The organism is Paracoccus sp. J39, from assembly GCF_000518925.1.
GTDB lineage: Bacteria > Pseudomonadota > Alphaproteobacteria > Rhodobacterales > Rhodobacteraceae > Paracoccus.
This window is the reverse complement of sequence record NZ_JAEN01000028.1, coordinates 1-23389: the sequence shown is the minus strand read 5'-3', so window position 1 is coordinate 23389 and position 23389 is coordinate 1. Positions and strand designations below refer to the sequence as shown.

General features: G+C 68.5%; 20 protein-coding genes and 2 pseudogenes. 16 read left to right on the top strand and 6 right to left on the bottom strand.

What is annotated here, in order from left to right; all coding sequences use genetic code 11:
• The first annotated feature begins 39 nt into the window (after positions 1-39).
• The 5 genes and pseudogenes from L632_RS0119240 (at position 40) to L632_RS24760 (ending at position 3498) form a co-directional block, all read left to right on the top strand.
• On the top strand, positions 40-1386 hold the full coding sequence (locus L632_RS0119240) for a carbohydrate porin (RefSeq protein ID WP_028717383.1): 1347 nt from the start codon (positions 40-42) through the stop codon (positions 1384-1386).
• A 142-nt stretch (positions 1387-1528) separates the two neighbouring features.
• The gene (locus tag L632_RS0119235) at positions 1529-2575 is read left to right on the top strand and encodes an ornithine cyclodeaminase (RefSeq protein ID WP_198021852.1); all 1047 of its coding nucleotides are present in this window, start codon (positions 1529-1531) and stop codon (positions 2573-2575) included.
• A 9-nt stretch (positions 2576-2584) separates the two neighbouring features.
• The gene (locus L632_RS25135; protein WP_198019380.1) at positions 2585-2845 is read left to right on the top strand and encodes a hypothetical protein; all 261 of its coding nucleotides are present in this window, start codon (positions 2585-2587) and stop codon (positions 2843-2845) included.
• Positions 2764-2940: pseudogene (locus L632_RS25215) on the top strand (LysR family transcriptional regulator); the annotation flags it as partial. The gene L632_RS25135 and the pseudogene L632_RS25215, both read left to right, overlap by 82 nt.
• Positions 2941-3081: 141 nt before the next feature.
• Positions 3082-3498 (top strand): hypothetical protein, encoded by a 417-nt coding sequence (locus tag L632_RS24760; RefSeq protein ID WP_198019379.1) that lies wholly within the window; start codon positions 3082-3084, stop codon positions 3496-3498.
• A 119-nt stretch (positions 3499-3617) separates the two neighbouring features.
• On the opposite strand, the gene L632_RS0119220 is transcribed toward L632_RS24760, so the two are convergent.
• The 3 genes from L632_RS0119220 to L632_RS0119210 all read right to left on the bottom strand — a co-directional run bounded on the left by L632_RS0119220 (position 3618) and on the right by L632_RS0119210 (position 7219).
• The gene (locus tag L632_RS0119220) at positions 3618-5351 is read right to left on the bottom strand and encodes a BCCT family transporter (RefSeq protein WP_084648153.1); all 1734 of its coding nucleotides are present in this window, start codon (positions 5349-5351) and stop codon (positions 3618-3620) included.
• A 208-nt stretch (positions 5352-5559) separates the two neighbouring features.
• Positions 5560-6606, bottom strand: coding sequence for a sulfotransferase (locus tag L632_RS0119215; protein WP_028714253.1), 1047 nt, complete (start codon positions 6604-6606; stop codon positions 5560-5562).
• 22 nt (positions 6607-6628) lie between these two features.
• Entirely contained in the window at positions 6629-7219 is a 591-nt protein-coding gene (locus tag L632_RS0119210; protein ID WP_028714252.1) for a TetR/AcrR family transcriptional regulator, read from the bottom strand.
• Between the two features lie 91 nt (positions 7220-7310).
• Between L632_RS0119210 and L632_RS0119205 the strand changes: the two genes are divergently transcribed.
• From L632_RS0119205 to L632_RS0119190, 4 genes are read left to right on the top strand one after another with little or no spacing between them, the layout of a single operon-like run.
• Complete coding sequence (locus tag L632_RS0119205; RefSeq protein WP_028714251.1) at positions 7311-8297, top strand: 3-oxoacyl-[acyl-carrier-protein] synthase III C-terminal domain-containing protein; 987 nt, start codon at positions 7311-7313, stop codon at positions 8295-8297.
• Complete coding sequence (locus tag L632_RS0119200; protein WP_028714250.1) at positions 8297-9229, top strand: NAD(P)-dependent oxidoreductase; 933 nt, start codon at positions 8297-8299, stop codon at positions 9227-9229. The genes L632_RS0119205 and L632_RS0119200 overlap by 1 nt, the downstream gene beginning before the upstream one ends.
• Positions 9217-9999, top strand: a complete 783-nt coding sequence (locus tag L632_RS0119195) for an MBL fold metallo-hydrolase (RefSeq protein ID WP_028714249.1) — start codon at positions 9217-9219, stop codon at positions 9997-9999. Before L632_RS0119200 ends, L632_RS0119195 begins: the two co-directional genes overlap by 13 nt.
• Positions 9996-11276: a F390 synthetase-related protein gene (locus L632_RS0119190; protein WP_028714248.1), complete on the top strand. Its 1281-nt coding sequence runs from the start codon at positions 9996-9998 to the stop codon at positions 11274-11276. The genes L632_RS0119195 and L632_RS0119190 overlap by 4 nt, the downstream gene beginning before the upstream one ends.
• Before the next feature lie 632 nt (positions 11277-11908).
• Here the strand turns inward: L632_RS0119190 and L632_RS23175 are convergent.
• Entirely contained in the window at positions 11909-12166 is a 258-nt protein-coding gene (locus L632_RS23175; protein WP_036698908.1) for a hypothetical protein, read from the bottom strand.
• On the opposite strand from L632_RS23175, the gene L632_RS25210 reads away from it, so the two are divergent.
• The gene (locus L632_RS25210; protein WP_371256006.1) at positions 12099-13298 is read left to right on the top strand and encodes an HWE histidine kinase domain-containing protein; all 1200 of its coding nucleotides are present in this window, start codon (positions 12099-12101) and stop codon (positions 13296-13298) included. The genes L632_RS23175 and L632_RS25210 overlap by 68 nt on opposite strands.
• Here L632_RS25210 and L632_RS23170 read toward each other — a convergent pair.
• Both L632_RS23170 and L632_RS0119175 read right to left on the bottom strand, forming a co-directional pair.
• Positions 13259-14026, bottom strand: a pseudogene (locus tag L632_RS23170) (CoA ester lyase); the annotation flags it as partial. The gene L632_RS25210 and the pseudogene L632_RS23170 sit on opposite strands and share 40 nt — an antisense overlap.
• Before the next feature lie 104 nt (positions 14027-14130).
• A complete protein-coding gene (locus L632_RS0119175; RefSeq protein WP_028714602.1) occupies positions 14131-14784 on the bottom strand; it encodes a response regulator transcription factor in 654 nt (217 codons plus the stop codon).
• A gap of 186 nt (positions 14785-14970) precedes the next feature.
• Between L632_RS0119175 and L632_RS0119170 the strand changes: the two genes are divergently transcribed.
• Genes L632_RS0119170 through glyA form a run of 6 tightly spaced genes read left to right on the top strand, consistent with a single transcriptional unit; the run spans position 14971 to position 23272 of the window.
• Positions 14971-16218 (top strand): aminotransferase class V-fold PLP-dependent enzyme, encoded by a 1248-nt coding sequence (locus L632_RS0119170; RefSeq protein ID WP_028714601.1) that lies wholly within the window; start codon positions 14971-14973, stop codon positions 16216-16218.
• A gap of 24 nt (positions 16219-16242) precedes the next feature.
• Positions 16243-17439, top strand: coding sequence for a malate--CoA ligase subunit beta (locus tag L632_RS0119165; RefSeq protein ID WP_028714600.1), 1197 nt, complete (start codon positions 16243-16245; stop codon positions 17437-17439).
• Entirely contained in the window at positions 17439-18320 is an 882-nt protein-coding gene (gene sucD / locus L632_RS0119160; RefSeq protein WP_028714599.1) for a succinate--CoA ligase subunit alpha, read from the top strand. The genes L632_RS0119165 and sucD overlap by 1 nt, the downstream gene beginning before the upstream one ends.
• A gap of 9 nt (positions 18321-18329) precedes the next feature.
• Positions 18330-19301 (top strand): D-glycerate dehydrogenase, encoded by a 972-nt coding sequence (locus L632_RS0119155; protein WP_028714598.1) that lies wholly within the window; start codon positions 18330-18332, stop codon positions 19299-19301.
• Between the two features lies 1 nt (position 19302).
• Positions 19303-21954: a phosphoenolpyruvate carboxylase gene (locus tag L632_RS0119150; protein WP_028717379.1), complete on the top strand. Its 2652-nt coding sequence runs from the start codon at positions 19303-19305 to the stop codon at positions 21952-21954.
• Positions 21955-21976: 22 nt separating this feature from the next.
• Positions 21977-23272, top strand: a complete 1296-nt coding sequence (gene glyA, locus L632_RS0119145; RefSeq protein ID WP_028714596.1) for a serine hydroxymethyltransferase — start codon at positions 21977-21979, stop codon at positions 23270-23272.
• The last annotated feature ends 117 nt before the right edge of the window (positions 23273-23389 follow it).

Genomic DNA, 23389 nt, shown 5'->3' with positions numbered 1-23389 from the left:
CGGCGACAAGACCCCAACGCACCAACAGGAGATGACATCGTGACCGACACGCAAAGTCCCGACCCGCAGAAACCGCGCCGCTTCGGCGGGCGTGCCCTGGCCCTCATGCTCGGGGGCCTGTTCGCCACGGCCCTTCCCGGCGGCACGGCGCCGGCCGTCGCGCAGGAGCTGCCGAACTGCGCCAAATACGACCAGCTCAATCACCGGGGGTCCGAGGTTCCCTATCCATCGAACTGCGAGGCAATCGACCCCGAACTGGGCGGCCTGCGCGAGAAGCTTTTCCGCCGCGGCTGGAACCTGCAGGTCGTCACCACCCAGGGCCTGACCTATGACGTCCGCGGCAACGACGGCGGACCACAGATCTATACCGGCCAGAAGCCGACCGCGAATGCCTCGGTCTCGCTGGTCTTCACGCATGACCTGAGCCGATACGGGCTGCCGGAGGGATCGCTTCTGACCTTTGCCCCGGTGGCCGGCTACACGTCCTTTTCCGGGGCCGGGCTTTCCCACGCCTATGTCAACCAGCTTTCCGCCATGGTGCCGCTGAACGACGGGCGGGTGGTCCTGCAGGCCGGGCAATACAACATGGCGTCGCAATTCTACGGGCAGGCCATCGGCAACAACCTTGCCGCCTCGGCGCTTGGTCCGCAAAGCTTCATCCTCTACGGGCTGGGCGTCGGCGGGTTGAAACCGGCGCCGGGCTTCGACATTCGCCTGTCTTCCGCGGACAAGCGTTTCTACAACCATTTCGGTGTCGCCCGCAGCATCAGCCCGGACGGACTTTTCGCCGATGGCGAGGAAAACCATTCGGGCCTGAAATTCTCGACCCGCGGGGCGAAGGCGGTCTTCATCAACGAGATCGGCTACAGGGTCCAGCCGGACGTGAACCAGCGCAACATCTGGCTGCGGGCGGGCGCCGTCTACAACACGTCCGACTTCGCTCATCTCGACGATCCGGCGACGACCGGCAAGAATTACGGCGGCTATGTCGTCGCGACCTACCAATTGTCGCAGCCCGACATGGCCGCGCCTTATCAGGGCTGGTATGTCACCGGCAGCGTGAACTTTGCCAAGAAGGATGTGAACGCCTTCTCGCATGACGCAGGGCTGGTCTTCTATCGCATCGGGACGTTCAAGAGCCGGCCCTACGACGTGTTCTCGATCGGGGCCGCCAAGACCTATTTCAGCGACGTGGTGGTGCAGAACGCGACCGATCTGGGGCTGGAGGCGGCTTCCAGCTCGACCAGCTTCCTCGCCTCCTATACCTACCGGCTGCAACAGGGCGCCTATCTGCAATCGGCGATCACCTATATCGACAACCCGACGCTGGCCCCGGTCCGGCCTTCGGCGCTCAACGCAAGCGTCAACCTGACGCTGGTGTTCTAGGGAACGCGGCATCTTCGTCCCGTTCCGCCGCCCGATGCCCTAGAATGAAACCTCCCGATGACCTTGCGACGGGCCATCGGGACAGGTTTGAAGATCGCTCGTCATCGATCAGATCCGAAACCCACCCAGGATGATGTTCGCCATGCTCTTGCCGGATCGTGCCCGTGTCCCCTTCGTCAGCGTCGAAAACATGGCGAGGCTGGTGCATTCCATCGGACTGCCGCTGGCACTCGAGGAACTGGCGGCCTGCATCGAGGCCGACTTCCTGCGCTGGGACGAGTTCGACAAGACGCCGCGCCTTGCCTCCCATTCCGCGGAGGGGGTGATTGAGCTGATGCCGATCTCGGACCGGCGGCACTATGCGTTCAAATATGTGAACGGACATCCCGTCAACCAGCGGCGGGGACTGCAGACGGTGGTGGCCTTCGGCGCCCTGTCCGAGGTGGCATCCGGCTATCCGTTGCTGATGGCCGAGATGACGCTGCTGACCGCGCTTCGGACGGCGGCGATGTCCGCGGTCGCCACGCGCGCGCTGGCGCGCAAGGACGCGCGGGTTCTGGCGCTGATCGGCAACGGCGCCCAGGCCGAATTCCAGGCCATCGCCCTGCAGACGATCTGCGGCATCGACCGGGTCCGGCTCTACGACATCGACCCGGCGGCAACCCGCAAGGCGGCGGCGAACCTGCGGGCCGCGGGGCTTTCGGTGACCGAATGCCGCACCGCCCATGACGCCGTCGAGGGTGCCGACATCGTCACCACCTGCACCGCGGACAAGAAATGCGCGACGATCCTGACGGACAACATGGTCGGCGCGGGGATGCATGTGAACGCCATCGGCGGCGATTGCCCCGGCAAGACCGAGCTGCACCGCGACATCCTGCTGCGCTCGGACGTCTTCGTGGAATTTTCCGAACAGACCCGGATCGAGGGCGAAATCCAGCAGATGCCGGAGGATTTCCCGGTGACCGAGCTATGGCAGGTCCTGTCCGGCCGGTGTCCCGGTCGCCTGTCCGATCAGCAGATCACGCTGTTCGATGGCGTCGGTTTTGCCATCGAGGATTTCAGCGCCTTGCGCTATGTCCATGCTCGCGTGCAGGGCACCGATTTCTTCGACCGGCTCGATCTGCTGGCCGATCCCGACGATCCCCGCGATCTCTATGGCATGTGGCGACGGCTCCGCCCCGGATGAAATCGGGCGGTGGCGGATGTCCCAGACCGGCGTGATGTCCAGGAAGGTTTCGGGCTTCCAGCCCATCTGCTCGGTCTGGTGCGGCTCGAACAGGTGGAGCTGCGGCGCGCCCAGCCCTTTTTCGCCCGGGCAAAGGCCCGCCGGCTCCGCCTGGCCAGGATTTCGCCCCGCCGGGTCGGAAAGAAGCCCTGCCGCGCGCTGGACCCGCCGCTGGTCGAGCTGTCGCCCCGGTTGCGGCTGACGCCAGTCACGCGCAGCTCATCGCCCTGATCCGCGTCTGCGAGTTCGAGAACTTCACCCTCGCTGCACGGTCGCTGGAGCTGTCGCAGCCGACGGTTCACCGCGCCATCTCGCAGCTTGAGCAAGAGGCAGGGCGGCCCCTGTTCCAGCGCACCCCCTTCGGCCTCGTCGCCAGCCGGGCCGCGCGCGACCTGCCGCAGGCCGCAAGGCTGGCCTTTCACGAGCTGGAGCAGGCGGTCGGCAAGATCGTCATCGGCGCGCTGCCGATGTCGCGTTCGGTCCTGCTGCCCGGTGCGCTGGCCGCCTTTCGGCGACGGCGCGCGATCCAGCCCGTGCATGTGGTCGATGCCTTTTTCATGGATGCCGGGGTGGCGCCGGCCAACAGCATCATCGAGGCAGGCTCGATCCTGCTGATGCGCGAGATGCTGACCAAGGGCGATTTCCTCGGCTGCATTTCGGCGTTGCAGGCGGCGGCGGAAATCCGGCACGGGCTGATCCGGCGCCTTGATATGCCGGCGCGCTGGACGCCGCGGCCGATCGGCTGTGCATCGCCGACAGCTGGCCGGGTCAGATGCGTACGGTCTGGGCCGACCACCAGCGTTTCATGGAGACCTGTTTCCAGCAATATCCGGGCTATTACTTCACCGGCGACGGCTGCCGGCTCCCACCCGTCAGCAGGCTGACCGCGCGGCCTCCTGCGCGGCCACGGGTGAACCGGGTATCCGCCAGCCGGCATCCCGCCGGTCGGTGCCGTCGGAACGGACAGGCCAGGGCCCGCCCGCTCCGCTACGGCGCGGCTGGGTCAGGCAAGCTCTCGCCGTTCCCCGATCAGGCCCTTGACGATGGCCCAGCAGGCGCCCAGCAGCACCAGCGTGAAAGGCAGCCCGGTCGAGACCGCCATCGCCTGCAGGGCCGTCAGCCCGCCGCCCAGCAGAAGCGCGATGGCGACCAGCCCCTCGAAGCTGCACCAGAAGATGCGCTGCGGCATCGGCGCGTGGATCTTGCCGCCCGCCGCGATGGTGTCGATCACCAGCGACCCCGAGTCCGAAGAGGTCACGAAGAAGACGATGACCAGGATGATGCCCACGAAGCTGGTGATCGCGGTCAGCGGCAGCTGCGACAGCATCTGGAACAGCTGCAATTCCAGCGCCGCCTCGGTCACGCCGGAAAAGCCCGCCAGCGTGACCGAGATCGCCGTGCCGCCGAATGCGGTCATCCACAGCACCGAGATGATCGAGGGCACGATCAGCACCGCGACCAGGAACTGCCGCACGGTGCGGCCGCGGCTGACGCGGGCGATGAACATGCCGACAAAGGGCGACCAGCTGATCCACCAGGCCCAGTAAAAGGCCGTCCAGCCCTGCCGGAAATTGTCGTCGTCGCGCCCGAACGGGTTCGACAGCGGCAGGATGTTCGCGGCATAGGCGCCCAGGTTGCCGAAGAAGCCGCTGACGATCTGGGCCGTCGGCCCGGCGAAGATCACGAAGCACAGCAGGATAAGGGCCAGCACCATGTTGATCTCGGACAGGCGCTTGACGCCCTTTTCCACGCCCAGCACCACCGAGGTCGTCGCCACGGCGGTGATCGCGATGATCAGCACGATCTTTGAGGTGTCGGTGGCGCTCCAACCGAACAGGAAGCCGAAGCCGGCCGAAGCCTGCTCGGCCCCGATTCCCAGCGATGTGGCCAGCCCGAACAGCGTCGCCATCACCGCCATCACGTCGATGACATGGCCCGGCCAGCCCCAGATCCTGTCGCCGAAGATCGGATGAAAGACCGAGCGCAGCGTGAGCGGCAGCCCCTTGTTATAGGCAAACAGCGCCAGAGCCAGCGCGACCACGGCATAGATCGCCCAGGGGTGCAGGCCCCAGTGGAAGATCGTCGCGGCCATCGCCAGCCGGCGGGCGGCAAGCTCATCCCCCGCCGCGCCGTCCAGCGGCGCCCAGTCGGTGCGCAGCCCGCCCTCGACCACCGGTCCGCCCAGGGCGGCGGTGAAATGACCCAGCGGCTCGCTGACGCCGTAGAACATCAGCCCGATCCCCATTCCCGCGGCGAACAGCATCGAGAACCAGCCGGTCAGGCTGAAATCGGGCCTGGCTTCGGGCCCGCCCAGCCGGACCGAGCCCAGAGGCGACAGGATCAGCCCCAGGCTGAGCAGCACGAAGACATTGCCGGCGATCAGGAAGAACCAGTCGAACCGGCCGGTCACCATGTCCCGCAAGCCGCCGAAGAACGGCCCGAGCACGGCGGGAAACATCAGCGTGACGGCGGTGAACACCACCACCGTCGCGGCCGAGATCACGAAGACCGGGTTGTGGATGTCGAAGGCGACCGGCTTGACGCCCTCGATATTGTCCTGGCCGATCTCGTAATCGGTGGTGATGATCTCGGTCGGTCCTTCGGGCTGCGGCAGGGCCTCGATGCTGGTATCGGGGTCGTGATGGCCGGCCAATGCCTCCTGTTCTCGCAGGAGGTCGCCGGGATCGTCCTCGTGGCCTTGGCCGATGGGTTTGTCCTGTGCGGGTGTCTGTGACATGCGTCCCTTTCTCTTTTGCGGATCGATCGGGCGCCGAAGACTTCGACTCGGCGCGAAAAGCGCCTGAAGGGCCGAAGTTTCCACAATTTTCCCGCGAATGCCATCCCGCTGCCGTGATCCGCGCTGGCGATTGCGCGGCCCCGGGATGCCCCGGCGCCATCGCGTCGCGGCGGGTGGCGCGCCAAGGCCGCCCGCCGGCCGTGGCGGATCACCCTTGCAGGCGGGCGGCCCCGGCGGACAAGCCCGAGGCATAGGCGGCCAGCGCCGCTTCGCCGGGGGCGCAGGCGCGCTCCAGCTCATGGCGCTCGTCGGCGGACAGGGCGGCAAGGCGCGACGGGCGCTGCTGCGGCATGCCTGCCGTCCGGTCCAGCCATGCGGCGGGCGCGCCGGCGTCCAGATGCAGCCCCAGCCTTTCGATCCAGATGCCCGGTTCCCGGCACAGATCCTCGTAGCGCAGGATCAGCGGGCGGGCGCCCTGCAGGCCCCGCAGGCCGCGGACCATCACCGCCGACCAGAAGGCCCCGGTCTCGGCAAGGCCGGGCCGCTGCGAGACGATGCGGCGGACGCCGGAACGCCCGCCGACCGCGGCGACCAGCGGCCATAGCGCGCCGCGCCCGAAATGCCGGCGCGGGTGCAGCAGGTCGAGGCCCAGGGGCCCGAGCCGCCGCCAGCACCAGATCGCCAGCCGCGCCGCCGGATAGTCGCGCATCGACAGCGCCGTCTCGGGCCCGCTGCGGGTCAGCAGCACCAGCGCCGCATCGGGAAACATGCCGCGCAGCGTCGCCGCGGCGACGAGAGAGCCGCCCGACCGCTCGGCCCAGATCCTGCGGCCGCCGATCTGCTGCGCCATCGCCTGGAAGAGCGCCCGATAATGCGCGGCCAGCGGGGCCTGGGGCCGCCGGCGCATCTGCGCGGCCAGCGCGGCGAACAGGGCGTCGGGGTCGCGGCTCAGATGCGGCAGCGCGACGGCAAGGATCGGCGGGCAATGCCAGGGGTCATGCGCGGGCTGCGGAACCCGGCCGTAAAGGAATTCCGACGGCGCGGCATCCGGATTGGCCACCTGCGACATGGCGCGCGACGGCGTGGCCATCTGCGCCCAGAACCGTGCCCCATCCAGATGCGCCGGGCGAAAGGCGTTATGCCCCGCGGCGGCGAAAAGCTCCGAGACCGACAGGACGGCCGGATGCGCGTTCAGGATCTGCGACACCAGGGTCGAGCCGCAGCGGGCCGAGCCCAGGATCAGCGCGCCGCGCATGGCCGGTGCCGCAGCGCAGGCATCACTCGGCCCCGGCGCGGATAGCGGCGATCATGCGCTCGACCGCCGCATGCGCCAGGTCCATGGGCTTTTGCTTGGTGATGAGGTCCAGCCGGTCGATGGCCGCCAGCGCCACGATGCCATGCACCGAAAGCAGCAGCTGCTCGGCCAGCAGGCGCGGGTCGCCCTTGGGCTGCAAGGCCGCGACCGGCTGGGTGATGCGGCCGATCAGCCCGTCGATCTGCGCCAGATACCAGTCGGGAAAATTGTTCGAGATGCGCGGTCCCTCGAACAGCGCGCGCCAGACCGCGCGGCGATCCAGCATGAAGGTCACATAGACCTCGGCCAGCGCCAGCAGCCGCGCGCGCGGATCGGTCTCGCGCACCGCATCCACGGCGATGGCCAGATCGACCAGCGCCTGCCGGTTCACCTCCTGCAGCACCGCGCTCATGCTGTCGAAGAGGTTGTAGATGGTGCCGGGCGTGGTCTTGACCGCACTCGCCAGGGCGCGGGCGGTCAGCGCCGCCGGTCCGCCCTCTTCCAGAAGCAGCTTGGCCGCCTCGATCGTGCGGGTCCGCAGGGCGTCGTGATCGTATTGTCTGGGTCTGGCCATGGCGTTCCTGAACTGTGTTCAAAAATATGCTTGACAGGAATCGCCGCGCTTGTCAACGTTAATGAACATTGTTCAGTAATGGTGCCTCAAGATGCCTCCGATCAACCTCACGATCATCGGGACCGGCAGCTACCTGCCCCGCACGGTCCTGCTTTCGACCGATATCGACGACCGCATGGGCTGGGCGCCGGGCGAATGCGAAGCGCGCTTCGGCATCGCCTCGCGCCATGTCGCCATGCCGGACGAGACGACCTCGTTCATGGGCGCCGAGGCGGCGCGCCGGGCGATGGAGATGGCCGGCTGCGCGCCGCGGGACCTGGACATGATCCTGGGCGCCTGCGGGGTGATGGAGCAGCCGATCCCCTCGACCGCGACGCTGGTGCAGGATCGCCTGGGGCTGGGCCGGTCCGGCATTCCGGCCTTCGACGTGAATGCCACCTGCCTCAGCTTCCTGCAGGCGCTGGACCTTGCGGCGATGCATGTCCAATGCGGCCGGGCGCGGCGGGTGCTGGTGTTTTCCTCGGACATCGCCTCGGTCGGGCTGGACTGGAAGCGGCCCGAGGCCGCGGCGATCTTCGGCGACGGCGCCGCGGCCGTGGTGGTCGAGGCGGGCGGCAAGGGCGCGGTTCTGGCGCATGATTTCCAGACCTATGCCCATGGCCACGACGCCTGCGTGCTGGCGGCCGGCGGCACGCGGGTCAATCCGGCCCGCGGCATCGCGCCGGGCGAGGACCGCTTTCACATGGACGGGGGCAAGGCCTTCAAGCTTGCCTTGCGCTATCTGCCGCGCTTTCTGCAAAGGCTGCTGAAAAAGGCCGATGTCGGGCTGAACGGCATCGGCTGCGTCATCCCGCATCAGGCCAGCGCCCAGGCGCTGCAGCACGCGACCCGCAACCTGTGGCTGCCGCCCGAGCGGGTGATCGACATCTTTTCCCGCGCCGGCAACCAGATCGCCGCCTCGATCCCGACGGCGCTGGATCATGCGGTGCGCTCGGGGCGGCTGGTGCGTGGGGATACCGCGCTGCTGATGGGGACCTCGGCCGGGATTTCGCTCGGCGGTACGCTGGTGCGGTTCTGATGCGCGCGCTGGTGACAGGGGCCAGCGGCTGCCTGGGCCGCGCGCTGGTCGAGCAATTGTCGCTCCATGGCTGGGATGTCGGCACCACCGCGCGCCAGCCCGTGGCGCTGCCCGGCTTTCGCGCCGCCGATCTGGTCCGCGCCGATCTGGGCCCGCTGCTGGACGGCATCGATGTGGTATTCCACTGCGCCGCGCTGAGCTCCGCCTGGGGCACGCGGGAGGAGTTCCATGCCGCGAACGTGCTGGCGACCCGGCGGCTGCTGGAGGCCGCCGAAAGGGCAGGGGTCATGCGCTTCGTCCTTGCTTCCTCGCCCAGCATCTATGCCGACGGCACCGACAGGCTGGACCTGGCCGAGGATGCGCCGCTGCCGGCCCGGCCGTTGTCGCTTTACGCCGAAAGCAAGCGCGAGGCCGAGCGGATGGTGCTGGCCCATGCCGGTGCCATGGCCTGCACGGCGATCCGTCCGCGCGCCATCTACGGCCGCCACGACCGGGCGCTGCTGCCGCGCCTGATCGAGGCCATGCGCCGCGGCCGGGTGCCGATGATCCGCGGCGGCCGGGCGCTGATCGACCTGACGCATCGCCACGATGCGGCGCGGGGGATGATCCTGGCCGCCTCGGGCCCGCGCGGCGGGGTGTGGAACATCACCTCGGGCGAGGCTTTTCGGTTCCGCGACCTGGCCGAGATCATCGCGCATCGCGGCGGGCTGCGCCTGCGCGGCATGCCGTTGCCGCACGGGCTGGCGCGCTGGCTGGCCGGGGCCTCCGAGCGGCTGGCGCGGATGCGCGGCGGGGCCGAGCCCCGGCTGACCCTGCAGGCCGTGGCCTCGCTGGGCAGCAGCCTGACGCTGGACATCTCGGCCGCGCGCCGGGATCTGGGCTATCGGCCGCGGGTGGGGTTCGAGGAAGGGGTGGCGGAATGCTTCGCCTGACCACGCTGAAGATCGGCGAATGCCGCGCCCCGGCCTGGGCTGCCGGGCTGCCCGGCCCAGGCTTTGCGCGGTTTCCGGCGCTGGCGACGCTGATCCAGACCGAAAGCGCCTGCGTGCTGGTCGATACCGGCTACGGCCCCGCCTTTTTCGCCGCGACGCGCGGCTTTCCGGCGCGGTTCTATCGCTGGCTGACCCCTGTCCGGCTGCCGGGGCAGGAGCAGTTGCTGCGCCAATTGCCGCGCCTGCCGGATCTGGTGTTCCTGACCCATATGCATGCCGACCACAGCGCCGGGCTGATCGACCTGCCGGCCGGCATTCCGGTCATGGCTTCGGCCGCGGCGATTGCCGAGCTGCGGACGCTCGGCGATCTGGCCAGCCTGCGCGCTGCCTGTCCGCCGCTTCTGCGCGACGCGATCCTGGCGCGCGATCCGCAGAGGGTCGAGGCGCGGCCGGCGGTCCCCACCGGCCTGCCCGAATTCCCGCAAGGCCACGACCTGCTGGGCGACGGTCGGCTGATCGCCGTGCCGCTGCCCGGCCACGGCGCCGGCCAGACGGGGCTGTGGCTGCCCGGGGCCGCGCGCTTCCTGGTCGCCGATGCCGCCTATGGCCGGGCGCCGTTGCGCCGAAACCGGCCGCCGCCCGGCCCGGTGCTGGCGCGCCTGGGCGATGCCGCCGCCTATCGCCGGACCTTCGCGCGGCTGCGCGCCCTGATGCAGCGCCGTCCCGACATCGCCATCGACCCGTCGCATTGCCCCGAGACCGCACCATGAGCCTGACCGCCTTCCTGCACAGCCGCCATGGCCGCGGCTTCGCGTCTCGCGCCCGGATCGAGGCGCATCACGCTGCCGCCTTCCGCCGGTTCAGCGCGCAGGTCATGCCGCGCTCGCCCTTCTATCGCGGCATGGCCGACCGGCCGCTGGAGGCGCTGCCGCGCATGGACAAGGCGCGGCTGATGGCGCATTTCTCGGCCATCAACACCTGCGGCATCGACCGCGACAGGGCGATGCAGATCGCCATCCGCGCCGAGGCCAGCCGCGATTTCCGTCCGCTGATCGGCGATGTCTCGGTCGGGCTGTCCACCGGCACCTCGGGCCAGCGCGGGCTGTTTCTGGCGACGCCGCGGGAAAGGCGGCTCTGGGCCGCGATCATGCTGGGGCGCTACTGGCCGGAACTGTGGCGGCGCCAGCGCGTGGCCTTTTTCATGCGCGCCGACAATGCGCTGTATCGCAGCCTGTCGAATGCGCTGGTCCGCTTTGCCTTCTTCGACCTGCTGTCGCCTTTCGAGGCGCATCTGCCCCGGCTGGCCGAACTGAACCCCAGCGTGCTGATCGCGCCCGCGCGCATCCTGGCATTGCTGGCCGAACGGCAGGCGGCGGGCGGGCTGGCCCTGGCGCCGCGCCGGGTGATCTCGGTCGCCGAGACGCTGTCGCCCGAGGATGCGGCGCTGATCGAACGCGCCTTCGGCATTCGCGTCGATCAGGTCTATCAGGCGACCGAGGGCGTTCTGGCGATGACCTGCCGGCTGGGCCACCTGCACCTGAATGAACGCTGGCTGCGCATCGACCGCGACGTGATCGACAGGGCCACGGGCGCGTTCTGTCCGATCGTCCACGATTTCACCCGCGAAAGCCTGCCGATCCTGAACTATCGGCTGGACGACGTGCTGATCCCCGATCCCGAGCCTTGCCCCTGCGGCTGCGCCAGCCAGCGCATCGCCCGGATCGAGGGCCGCGAGGACGACATGCTGTGGTGGACCTCGGCCACGGGTCCGCGTCTGGTCACTTCCGAGGCGATCCGCACCGCCATCGCCTGCCTGCCGCAGGCGCTGCGGGACTATCGGGTCATCCAGCGCGGCGCGGTGCTGCATCTCTGGCTGGACGGCGCGGCTTGGGGAACCGAGGCGGCGCTGCGCACCGGCCTTGCCGCCATGGCGCGGCGCCTGGGCTGTGCGTTGCCCGAGCTGGCCTTTCACCACGGCCTGCCGCCCGAAACCGGCGCCAAGCGCCGCCGGATCAGGGTCGAGCCGGAGACGCCGGTCTCCCGGTGACGGGATCGGACTGGCCGGTGCCCTGCCTCCGGCTTTGCGCGCAGATGCGGCCCCGGGGATCGAGAATCGCGAGATCAACCTGGTTTCGGGTCCGGTCATGGCGGGCAGGGTGTTGCAGGGCGCCTTGGACCGCCGCGCGGACCTGCAGAGGATCCGGGCGGCGGCGCTACGCCGATGTTCAGCATCTATTTCTCGCGGCCCGTAACCGCGTCGTTGCGGTGGACGGCGGGGGCCCGGGCTGGTTCAGCCTGTTCGCGGCGATCACCACCGTTCCTTTCTGCGCGCGGTCGGAACTGCCGGCTCGCCGGCCGGGCTTCGGCTTGCAAGCAGCCGGCTGGTCTGGGGTGTGCTTTGAGCTTCATGCATTTCCTGCTGCTGGCGCGCTGGGGCGGCGATCCTGCGCGTGACCGCCTAGGTGGCGTTGCTGGCCGCAGGACCTTGCCAGCCGCCCGCGCATACCGCCCGGACCGGCATCGCAAGGCGCCAATGACCGGCGCCCGCGCCCCCTCCGGCTGCCGGTTCTCCCTTGGCCAGCCGCGGGGTTGGGCCTGAAAGGCGCCTGCGACGCTCTCCCCGCCGGGTATGGTTCCGGTCGCCCGGCCCTCAGGACAGGTGGCGGCCGCGCCGGTGGTTCATTCCGCCGGCTCTGCAGGCGGCGGCGCGGTTTCGGGCGGCGCGGTTCCGGTTTCGGTGCCGGTTCCGGCGGGGGCGGGCTCGGTGATCTCGTCCACGGGGCCCGGCACCTGGCCGGGAATCTCGGGATTGCTGGTCTCGTCGTCGAACCACCACAGGAAGGCGGCGATCACCACCAGCACGACGGCGATGATCCCGATGATCGGGACAAGGTGGCGGCGTTTCTGCTTTTCCAGATTCGTGCGTGGTGCGGACATTGCGGGTCTCCTCGTGATGTATCGGACGTCCCTCGGCTTGCATCGGGAAAGGAACCTGCCGGAGGGCCAGGTTGTTCCCTCTGCGGATTGGCGCGGAGGGCGCGGCCCGATCCGGCCAAGCGGCGGCAGGGCGCATGTTGTGCCGGGTTCGCCAGAGGCTTTGCCGCCGGACGGAACCGTCCCCACGTCCGCACCGGCCGCGTCCGACATTCCTGTCACCCGCCCTCCGGAGGCGGTCCGGCCCCTGCCTGCGCAACCCGGGCGGGGGTTGTTGCGTTGCGCCGGGACGAACCCGGCGGCGGGACGGGTGCGGGTGGCACGGAAAGGTGGGGGAATGGGCGGTTCGGTGCATTTTCTGGACGGTGGCGGAGAGATGGCCCGGGCGATTCGCGCCCATGACTGGAGCAGAAACGAGCTTGGCCCGCCCGACGGCTGGCCCTCGGCGCTGAAGATCGCGGTCGGCATGGCGCTGAACTCGAAATTCCCCAAATGCATCGTCTGGGGGCCCGGGCTGGTCTCGTTGTATAATGACGCCTTCCGGCCGATCCTGGGCGACAAGGGGCATGTGCTCGCCCGCTCCTTCGCCGATATCTGGCGCGAGGCCTGGCCCGAGATCGGCCCCATCGCCGAGCGCGCCTATGCCGGCGAGGCCACCTTCATCGAGGATTTCCCGCTGGTCATCGACCGCTACGGCTATCCCGAGCAATGCCATTTCACCTTCTGCTACAGCCCGATCCGCGACGAGACCGGCGTGGTGCGCGGCATGATCGACACGGTGATCGAGACCACCGGCAAGGTCGAGGCCAGCCGCCAGATGCGGCTGCTGAACGGCGAGCTGGGCCACCGGATGAAGAACACGCTGACGGTGGTGTCGGCCATCGTCAACCAGACGCTGCAGACCCATTCGGGGCAGGAGGCGCGCGCGGTGCTGCGCCAGCGCATCGGCGCGCTGGCGCAGGCGCAATCGCTGCTGACCCAGTCCCATGCGCTGGATGCCGAGATCGGCGCCGTGGTGGAACAGGCGCTGCTGCCGTTCCGCAGCGGACAGCGGCGTTTCCGCATCGCGGGCCCTCCGGTGCGGTTGTCGGCNATGGCCCATTTCCCCTCGCAGCCCAGCACCGCGGCGCGATAGGCGGCGGCCTTGTAGCCCTCGGGGTCCGAGAAATCGCCGAAGGGCCCGTCGATCGGCCGTAAGCCGTTGGCGCGCGCCGCGACGACCATGCGCGACAGCGCATAATGCCACATGTCGCCCCAATGGACGTGGCGGCCGCCTTCGGGATCGGCATCGGTCAGGACGGAATAATGCTCGTTCACGCCGCCGATCACGGTGGTGCGGGCGCGGGTCGAGGCGGCATAGTCGGCGACGCCGAAATGCAGGCTTTCGTTGCGCTTGGACGCGGCGGCGATCTCGTTGATGTTCTGCATTCCCAGCGCCGTCTCGATGATATGTTCGAAACCGATGCGCTTCTTCAGACCCTTCGCGTCCTCGATCTGCGTCACCAGCATGTCCACCGCATAGACATCGGCGGCGGTGCCGACCTTGGGGATCATGATCAGGTCCAGCCGCTCGCCGGCCTGTTCGACCACGTCCACGACGTCGCGATACATGTAATGCGTGTCGAGCCCGTTGATTCGGATCGACATGGTCTTCTTGCCCCAGTCGATCTCGTTCAGGGCCTTGATGATGTTCTTGCGGGCCTGCGGCTTCTCGTCCGGCGCGACCGCGTCCTCAAGGTCGAGGAAGATCACGTCGACGTCGGAATCCGCCGCCTTTTGAAACATTTGCGGCTGGCTGCCGGGCACGGCAAGCTCGCTGCGGTTCAGGCGGGCGGGGGCTTGTTCGATGGGGTGGAAGCTCATGGCGGAACGCTCCTGCGACATGTGGGGGAATGCGACAAGAGAAGGCAGATTGGTATTTCCAGTCAAGAAATAAAATTTCCCATCGGTTCCGATCTGCCACAGATTCAGTCGCTCCCCCTGCCGGGCGGGGGGCCGTGGCGGCTGGAATAATAGAAGGCGATGGCCTGGGCGCGGCTGCGCACCGAGAGCTTTTCGTAGAGGTTCGAGAGGTGGAACTTGACCGTATTGCCCGAGATGCCCAGCTCGCGCGACAGCTCGCGGTTGGTCAGGCCCTTGGACAGCGCCTCAAGCATGTCCATCTCGCGCGGGGACAGCGATTGCAGCGGACTCCGTTGCAGCGCGCGCACGTCCAGATAGGGAAAGACCATCTTGCCCGCGGCCACGGCCAGGCAGGTCTCCAGCAGCGTCTCGGCCGGGTCGCTGCGGGCGACGAAACCGGCGGCGCCCGCCCCCAGCGCGCCCAGATGCGCCTCGCTGGCCTGGTCGCCATAGACCACGATGCGCGGCGCCCCCTCCTGCTCGCGCAACTGTTCCAGCAGCTTGGCGCCGCCCATGGCGGGCAGGCTCCAGTCGATGATTCCGACCTGGGCGGGGATCCGCATCACGGTGGCCAGGAATCCCTCGGCCGTGGCCGAGGTGGCCAGCAGCGAAAAGCGCGTGTCGCGCTGAAAAACCTCGGACATGGCGGACAGGACCAGCGGATTGCTGTCGCCCAGCATGATCGTAACCGCCTTTTCCACGCTGCTGACGGTGCGCATCAGCCCGCCCCACGCGTGTAAAAGGCGGAAAAGCCTGGGAAATTTTTCGGCATCTTGTCCTCCCACTCCTTTGGGTAGGGATATGACCACCCAAAGGGATACCGAGAAGCAGCATAATCTTACGTTGCGGCATCTGTCGAGAGAGGTTTTCTTGAAGTTAAAGAAACTTAATCGTAAGGAAATATCATGGCTGAAGTGGCGATCTTCCCGCAGCTTGAAATTCCCAACACTCTCGCGGCCGGCCCGGGACCGGGCAATACCGACCTGCGGGTGCTGCAACGCTTTGCCAGCGCCGGGGTCGCGGATCACATGCAGGCCGATGTGCTGCGCGGCATGATCGAATGCAAGCAGATGCTGCGCGAGGTGATGGGCACCGCGAACATCCATACCTTCGGCGTCGCCGGCACCGGCTGGAGCGGGCTCGACTGCCTGTTCAGTGCCGTGCTGCCGGGCGACAAGGTGGTGGTCTTCGTCAATGGCACCTTCTCGGGCATCGACGGGCTGACCCTGCGCATGAAGGCGGCCACCGCCGAGGAGCTGGCCGCCAATCCGATGGACCCGCAGCCGGCCTCGGTCAAGGTCGTGACCGTGCCGCACGGCCAGTCCGTGACCGCCGAGATCGTCGAGGCGGCGCTGGCCGAGCACAAGCCGAAATGGGCCGCCATGGCGCATTGGGAAACCGGTTCGGGCCGGACCAACGACATGCGCGGCTTTTCCGATGCCTGCGAACGGCACGGTGCGATGGGGCTGGTCGATGCGGTCTCGTCGCTGGGCGTCGAGGATTTCCGCATCGACGACTATCCGGGCGTGCATGGCTGGGCCTCCTGCCCGCAGAAGGGCATCTGCTGCCTGCCGCTGACCTATGCGCCGGTCAGCTTCAGCGACCGCTACATCGCGGAACTGCGCCGGACCGGCTGCCGGACCTTCGTGCATCACCCGATCCTCGAGGCGCGGCACTGGGGCATCATCGACGGCAAGGATGTGGAAAAGGGCAGCTATCACCGCACCCACAGCGCCTATGCCGTCGCCGCCTTCCACGAGGCGCTGCGTATCCTGCTGCAGCAGACCGTGGCCGGCCGCGCCAAGGCCTATGCCTTCCACGAGGCGGCGCTGCGCGACGCGGTGACGGCGATGGGTTGCAAGGTGACCTCGAACATGACCTCGCTGGTGGTGCTGAACCTGCCCGAGGCGCTGAAGGGCCGCGAGATGGAGCTGGTGCAGAACTGCCGCGCCCAGGGCTTCGGCATCTGGCCCACGCTGTCCGAGCCGGTGCAGATCCGCATCGGCATCCTGAACCTGCTGAACCGGAAGGCGATCACCGACATCGTCACCCGCTTCGCCGCGGCGATGACCGGGATGGGCGCGAATATCGACATGGGCCGGATCACCGAGCGGCTTGAGGATCATTACCAGACGACGGTCGCGGCCGAATAACGGCGCCCGAGGGAGGAGGCGAACATGGACATCCACGAATACCAGGCCAAGGAAATACTCAACCGCTTCGGGGTCGGCATTCCGCAGGGCGCGTTGGCCTACAGCCCCGAACAGGCGGCCTATCGCGCCCGCGAGATGGGCGGCGACCGCTGGGTCGTCAAGGCGCAGGTCCATGCCGGCGGCCGCGGCAAGGCCGGGGGCGTCAAGCTCTGCGACAGCGATCTGGAGATCCAGGCGGCGACCGAGGCGATGTTCGGCCAGAAGCTGGTGACGCACCAGACCGGCCCCGAGGGCAAGGGCATCTATCGCGTCTATGTCGAGGCGGCCGTGCCCATCGCCCGCGAGATTTATCTGGGCTTCGTGCTGGACCGCGCCAGCCAGCGGGTGATGATCGTCGCCAGCGGCGAGGGCGGCATGGAGATCGAGGAGATCTCGGCCGAGAAGCCCGACAGCATCGTGCGCGCCACCGTCGAGCCGGCCGTGGGCCTGCAGGAATTCCAGTGCCGCGAGATCGCCTTCGCGCTCGGCATCAAGCCCGCCATGGTCCAGCAGATGGTGCGCACCCTGCGCGGCTGCTATCGCGCCTTCCGAGAGCTTGACGCGACGATGGTCGAGGTCAACCCGCTGGTCGTGACCAGCGACGACCGCATCCTGGCGCTGGACGCCAAGATGACCTTCGACAACAACGCGCTGTTCCGTCACTCGCAGATCCTCGAACTGCGCGACAAGTCGCAGGAGGACCCGCGGGAATCCCGTGCCGCCGACCACGGCCTGTCCTATGTCGGCCTGGACGGCAATATCGGCTGCATCGTCAATGGCGCGGGCCTCGCCATGGCCACCATGGACACGATCAAGCTGGCCGGGGGCGAGCCCGCGAATTTCCTCGACATCGGCGGCGGCGCCACGCCGGAACGGGTGGCGCGGGCCTTCAACCTGGTCATGTCGGACAAGAACGTGCAGGCGATCCTGGTCAACATCTTCGCCGGCATCAACCGCTGCGACTGGGTGGCCGAGGGCGTGGTCCGCGCGCTGCGCGAGAACCCGGTGCCGGTGCCCGTGGTGGTCCGGCTGGCCGGCACCAATGTCGAGGAAGGCCAGAAGATCCTGGCGCAAAGCGGCCTGCCGCTGATCCGCGCCACCACCCTGATGGAAGCCGCCGAGCGCGCCGTCGCCGCATGGCGCGCCGATACCCAGCGCAATCCCAACCTGAGGGCCGTCTGATGAGCATTTTTCTGGATCGCGAAACCCGCGTCATCGTTCAGGGCATCACCGGCAAGATGGCCCGCTTCCATGCCCGCGAGATGATCGACTACGGCACCAATGTCGTCGGCGGCGTCGTGCCCGGCAAGGGCGGCGAGACCTGCGAGGGCGTGCCGGTCTTCGACACCGTCAAGCAGGCGGTGGCCGAGACCGGGGCCGAGGCCACGCTGGTCTTCGTGCCGCCGCCCGCCGCGGCCGACAGCATCATGGAGGCCGCCGATGCCGGCATCCGTTACTGCGTCTGCATCACCGACGGCATCCCCGCCCAGGACATGATCCGCGTCAAGCGTTACATGTACCGCTATCCCAAGGAACGGCGGATGATCCTGACCGGCCCGAACTGCGCCGGCACCATCAGCCCCGGCAAGGCCATGCTGGGCATCATGCCGGGCCATATCTACCTGCCGGGCAATGTCGGCATCATCGGCCGCTCGGGCACGCTGGGCTATGAGGCGGCGGCGCAGCTGAAAGAGCGCGGGCTGGGCGTCTCGACCAGCGTGGGCATCGGCGGCGATCCGATCAACGGCTCGTCCTTCCGCGACGTGCTGGAGCATTTCGAGCAGGACGACGAAACCCATGTGATCTGCATGATCGGCGAGATCGGCGGCCCGCAGGAGGCCGAGGCGGCGGAATATATCCGCAACCATGTCAGCAAGCCGGTGGTGGCCTATGTCGCCGGCCTGACCGCGCCCAAGGGCCGCACCATGGGCCATGCCGGGGCGATCATCTCGGCCTTCGGGGAAAGTGCCAGCGAGAAGGTCGAGATCCTGGCGGCGGCGGGCGTCACCATGGCCGAGAATCCGGCCGTGATCGGCGAAACCATCGCTCGCGTCATGCAATAGGGGGCGGCGATGGCAAAACCCCGAGTTCTTGTCACCCGCCGCTGGCCCGCAGCGGTCGAGGCGCGGCTGTCCGAAATCTTCGACGTGCAGCTGAACCTTGCGGACAAACCCCTGGCGCCCGAGGATTTTCGGGCGGCCATGCGGGAATATGACGCGATCCTGCCGACGGTGACCGACAGGATCGGCACCCCGGCGCTGGAACTGGACCGGCCCCAGACCCGGATCCTGGCCAATTACGGCGTCGGCTACAGCCATATCGACCTGAACCGCGTCAGCCGGCATGGCATCGTGGTGACCAACACCCCCGACGTGCTGAGCGAATGCACGGCCGATCTGGCGATGACCCTGCTTCTGATGGTCGCCCGCCGGGCCGGCGAGGGCGAGCGCGAGCTGCGCGCCGGGCTCTGGACCGGCTGGCGGCCGACGCATCTGGTCGGCACCAAGGTCTCGGGCAAGACGCTGGGCATCGTCGGCTATGGCCGCATCGGCCAGGAAATGGCCCGGCGCGCCCATCACGGCTTCGGCATGACCATCCTGGTCTACAACCGCAGCCCGGTCGCGCCCGAGGTGCTGGCGCAATGCAACGCCGTGCAGGTGGACAGCCTGGACGCGCTGATGCCCATGTGCGACTTCATCTCGCTGCATTGCCCGGGGGGCGCATCGAACCGTCACCTGATCGATGCGCGCCGGCTGGACCTGATGCGGCCGGATGCCTTCCTGATCAACACCGCCCGCGGCGAGGTGATCGACGAGACGGCGCTGTCCCATGCGCTGTGGTTCGACTCCATCGGCGGCGCGGCGCTGGATGTCTTCGACGGAGAGCCGAACATCAACCCGCAACTCAAGGATTGCGACCGGCTGGTGATGCTGCCGCATCTGGGCAGTGCCACCCGCGAGGCGCGCGAGGCCATGGGCTTCCGCGTCATCCAGAACCTCGAAGACTTCTTTGCGGGCCGCGAGCCCCGCGACCGGGTGAACTGAGATGCGGGCGGGGGTGGCGGATATCGGTGCCGAGCCGTCGGCGGGTCAGGCCGACCGGCTGCGCGGCGAGCTGCGCGGCCTCTGGCACCGGGTCATCCAGCGCCACGCGCCGCAGGTCCTGCCGCTGCTGACCGGCGAGGCGGCGGAACCGCAGGAAGCAGAGATGAGCGCCTATCTGCAGGGGCTCGACATCTGGTTCCAGCTCCTGCGGATCATCGACGAACATGCCGCCATGCGGCTGCGCCGCACGGTCGAGTCCCGCTCGGGCCGCGCGGCGATCGAGGGCAGCCTGGCCCGGACCCTGCAATCCGCCCCCGACATGCCGCGCGAAAGCGTCGCGCGCAGCCTGCGCCAGCTTCGCGTCGGCCCCACCATCACCGCCCATCCGACCGAGGCCAAGCGCGTCACGGTGCTGGAAATCCACCGCCGCATCTATCGCGCGCTGGTCCGGCTGGAAAGCCAGCGCTGGACGCGGCAGGAACGGGCGGCGCTGATGGCCGAGATCGAAAGCGAGATCGACCTGCTCTGGCTGACCGGAGAGCTGCGCCGGCAAAGGCCCTCGCCCCTGAACGAGATCGAATGGGGGCTGCAATTCTTCCGCGACAGCCTGTTCGACGCGGTGCCGAACCTGGTGCGGCAGTTCCACGACGCCGTCGCCGGCCGCTACGGCCCCGGCGAGGAAACCGGCGCGCCGCTGCGCTTCCATTCCTGGATCGGCGGCGACCGGGACGGCAACCCGCATGTCACGGTCGAGACCACCCGCGCCGCGCTGGAGCTGGGGCGCGACGCGATCCTCGACCGCTATCTTCAGGGCCTGACGCTGGCCGCCCGGCATCTGAGCATCAGCAGCGAGATCGCCGGCCTGCGGCCCGAGACCCGCGCGCGGCTGGCGGCGGTGATCGACGCCGCGGACCTGCCCGCCGCCGACCGACAGCGCAATCCGGGCGAGCTGTTCCGCCAGGCGGCAAGCGCCATGCAGCGCCGCATCGCTGCGCTGGCCGGCGGGCCGGGACCGGCCTATCCGCATCTGCGCGATTTCCTCGCCGACCTGCGCCGGGTCGAGACGGCGCTGGCCGAGATCGGCGCCGAGACGCTGGCGCATCGGCTGGTGCGGCCGCTGCGCTGGCAGGCCGAGGTCTTTGGCTTCCGCACCGTGACGCTGGACGTGCGGCAGAATTCCTCGGTCACCACGCGGGTGCTGGCCGGGATCTGGGCGCAGTCCGGCCCGGCGCCGGAATATGGCAGCGCGGAATGGTCGCGGCGGCTGCGCAGCGAACTGGGGCAAGAGGAACTGCCCCGGCTGGACCGCGACGCCCTTGGCGACGAGGCGCGGGAATTGCTGGAGTTGCTGGCGCTGCTGCATCGCGCCCGGTTCGGCGCCGATCCGCAGGCCATCGGCACCTTCATCCTGTCCATGACGCGCTCCTGCGACGATCTGCTGGCGGTGTTCCTGCTGGCCCGCCATGCCGGCTTCGGGGCCGAGCGGCTGGACCTGCGCGTCGTGCCGCTGTTCGAGACCATCGACGACCTGCGCGCCGCGCCGCGGATCCTGGACGAGCTGCTGCGCGTGCCGCTGGCCCGCCGCAGCCTGGTGACCGAGGACAACCGGGTCGAGGTCATGCTGGGCTATTCCGACAGCAACAAGGACGGCGGCTTCCTGTGTTCCACCTGGGAACTGGAAAAGGCGCAGCGCAGCATCATGGCGGTGCTGGCGCGGCACGGGCTGGTGCCGGTCTTCTTCCACGGCCGCGGCGGCTCGGTCAGCCGCGGCGGCGCGCCGACCGAACGCGCCATCGCCGCCCTGCCGCGCGGCACCATCAACGGCCAGCTGCGCACCACCGAACAGGGCGAGGTCGTGTCGTTGAAATTCGCCAATCGCAGCACCGCGGAATACGAGCTGGAGCTGCTGGTCTCCTCGGTCCTGGCGCAGTCGCTGCAGGCGACGCCCGAGCCGGTGCGGCCGGAATTCAACGACACGCTGGAAGCCCTGGCGGACATGTCCTGCACCGCCTATCGCGCGCTGCTGCACCGGCCCGGCTTCATCGACTATTTCCGCCAGGCCAGCCCGGTCGAGGAGCTGGCGCTGCTGAAGATGGGTTCGCGCCCCACCCGACGCTTCGGCGCCGGCGGGCTCGAGGACCTGCGGGCGATACCCTGGGTCTTTGCCTGGTCGCAGAACCGCCACCTGATCACCGGCTGGTATGGCTTCGGCACCGCCGTCGAGACCTTCCGGCGCTTCCACCGCGAGGACGGCGACGCGCTTCTGCGGCGGATGCTCCGCGATTCGCGCATCTTCCGGCTGATCGTGGACGAGGTCGAGAAATCGCTGTTCCACGCGGATATGCGGATCGCCGAGACCTATGCGGCGCTGGTCCGGGACCCGGCGGTGCGCGGCGACATCTTCGGCCGCATCGGCCAGGAATATGAATGCAGCCGCGCTGCCGTGGTTTTCCTGACCGGCCAGGCCGGCATTGGCGAACGCTTTCCCAACATGGCCGGTCGCTTCGGCCGCGTCCGTGCCGATCTGGAACGGGTGCACGGGGTGCAGGTCAGGCTGCTTGGCGACAATCGCCACCGGCCGGGGCCGGAGATTTCCATACCGCTGATGCAGACCATGAACAGCATCTCGACCGCGCTGGGTTGGACCGGATAGCGGCAACAAGGAGAAAGAGGACATGAACGAACACCCATCCCGGGCGGGCTTCTTCGCCGATGAGCTTGCCACCCGCGACCCTGCCATTTTCGGGGCGATCCGCCAGGAGCTTGGCCGCCAGCGCGACGAGATCGAGCTGATCGCGTCCGAGAACATCGTTTCGAAGGCGGTGCTTGAGGCGCAGGGCTCGGTCCTGACCAACAAATATGCCGAAGGCTATCCCGGCAAGCGCTATTACGGCGGCTGCCAATATGTCGACGTGGTCGAGGAGCTGGCCATCGAACGCGCCAAGCAGCTCTTCGATTGCGGCTTCGCCAATGTCCAGCCGAACAGCGGCAGCCAGATGAACCAGGCGGTGTTCCTGGCGCTGCTGCAGCCGGGCGACACCTTCATGGGGCTCGACCTGAATTCGGGCGGCCACCTGACGCATGGCTCGCCGGTCAACATGTCGGGCAAGTGGTTCAACGTCGTCAGCTACGGCGTGCGCCAGCAGGACCAGCTGCTGGACATGGAGGAGATCCGCAAAAAGGCCCATGAGACGAAGCCCAGGCTGATCCTGGCCGGCGGCACCGCCTATTCGCGGATCTGGGACTGGGCCGAATTCCGCAAGATCGCCGACGAGGTGGGCGCCTGGCTGATGGTCGACATGGCCCATATCGCCGGGCTGGTGGCGGGCGGCCAGCATCCCTCGCCGCTGCCGCATGCCCATGTGGTGACCACGACCACGCATAAATCGCTGCGCGGCCCGCGCGGCGGCATGGTGCTGACCAACGATGCCGAGATCGCCAAGAAGATCAACTCGGCCGTGTTCCCCGGCCTGCAGGGCGGCCCGCTGATGCATGTGATCGCCGCCAAGGCGGTGGCCTTCGGCGAGGCGCTGCGCCCCGAGTTCAGGGACTATGCCGCGCAGGTCGTCGCCAATGCCCGCGCCATGGCGGACGAGCTGATGCGCGGCGGCATCGACATCGTCTCGGGCGGCACCGACAACCACCTGTGCCTGGCGGACCTGCGCCCCAAGGGCGTGACCGGCAAGGCGACCGAGGCGGCCCTGGGCCGCGCCCATATCACCTGCAACAAGAACGGCGTGCCCTTCGATCCCGAGAAGCCCTTCGTGACCTCGGGCATCCGTCTGGGCGCCCCGGCCGGCACCACGCGGGGCTTCAAGGAGGAGGAGTTCCGCCAGATCGCCCGCTGGATCGTCGAGGTGGTGGACGGGCTGGCCGCGCATGGCGAGGCGGGCAATGCCGAGGTCGAGGCCCGCGTCAAGGCCGAGGTCGAGGCGCTTTGCGCGCGCTTCCCGCTTTACAGCGGCATGTGAGCCCGCCGCGGCGCAGGCTCAGACCAGCCCGCGCCGCACCATGATCCACAGCGCAACGCAGGCCAAAAGCAGCAGCCCGAAAAGAACGCTGGACGCCAGGGAGAGCGCGCCGCCCTG

Coding starts and splice junctions, on each gene's coding strand:
- L632_RS0119235 (WP_198021852.1), top strand. CDS start 1,529: ATGCTCTTGCCGGATCGTGCCCGTGTCCCCTTCGTCAGCGTCGAAAAC.
- L632_RS24760 (WP_198019379.1), top strand. CDS start 3,082: ATGTCGCGTTCGGTCCTGCTGCCCGGTGCGCTGGCCGCCTTTCGGCGA.
- L632_RS0119220 (WP_084648153.1), bottom strand. CDS start 5,351: ATGTCACAGACACCCGCACAGGACAAACCCATCGGCCAAGGCCACGAG.
- L632_RS0119215 (WP_028714253.1), bottom strand. CDS start 6,606: ATGCGCGGCGCGCTGATCCTGGGCTCGGCCCGCTGCGGCTCGACCCTG.
- L632_RS0119210 (WP_028714252.1), bottom strand. CDS start 7,219: ATGGCCAGACCCAGACAATACGATCACGACGCCCTGCGGACCCGCACG.
- L632_RS0119205 (WP_028714251.1), top strand. CDS start 7,311: ATGCCTCCGATCAACCTCACGATCATCGGGACCGGCAGCTACCTGCCC.
- L632_RS0119200 (WP_028714250.1), top strand. CDS start 8,297: ATGCGCGCGCTGGTGACAGGGGCCAGCGGCTGCCTGGGCCGCGCGCTG.
- L632_RS0119195 (WP_028714249.1), top strand. CDS start 9,217: ATGCTTCGCCTGACCACGCTGAAGATCGGCGAATGCCGCGCCCCGGCC.
- L632_RS0119190 (WP_028714248.1), top strand. CDS start 9,996: ATGAGCCTGACCGCCTTCCTGCACAGCCGCCATGGCCGCGGCTTCGCG.
- L632_RS23175 (WP_036698908.1), bottom strand. CDS start 12,166: ATGTCCGCACCACGCACGAATCTGGAAAAGCAGAAACGCCGCCACCTT.
- L632_RS0119175 (WP_028714602.1), bottom strand. CDS start 14,784: ATGCGCACCGTCAGCAGCGTGGAAAAGGCGGTTACGATCATGCTGGGC.
- L632_RS0119170 (WP_028714601.1), top strand. CDS start 14,971: ATGGCTGAAGTGGCGATCTTCCCGCAGCTTGAAATTCCCAACACTCTC.
- L632_RS0119165 (WP_028714600.1), top strand. CDS start 16,243: ATGGACATCCACGAATACCAGGCCAAGGAAATACTCAACCGCTTCGGG.
- sucD (WP_028714599.1), top strand. CDS start 17,439: ATGAGCATTTTTCTGGATCGCGAAACCCGCGTCATCGTTCAGGGCATC.
- L632_RS0119155 (WP_028714598.1), top strand. CDS start 18,330: ATGGCAAAACCCCGAGTTCTTGTCACCCGCCGCTGGCCCGCAGCGGTC.
- L632_RS0119150 (WP_028717379.1), top strand. CDS start 19,303: ATGCGGGCGGGGGTGGCGGATATCGGTGCCGAGCCGTCGGCGGGTCAG.
- glyA (WP_028714596.1), top strand. CDS start 21,977: ATGAACGAACACCCATCCCGGGCGGGCTTCTTCGCCGATGAGCTTGCC.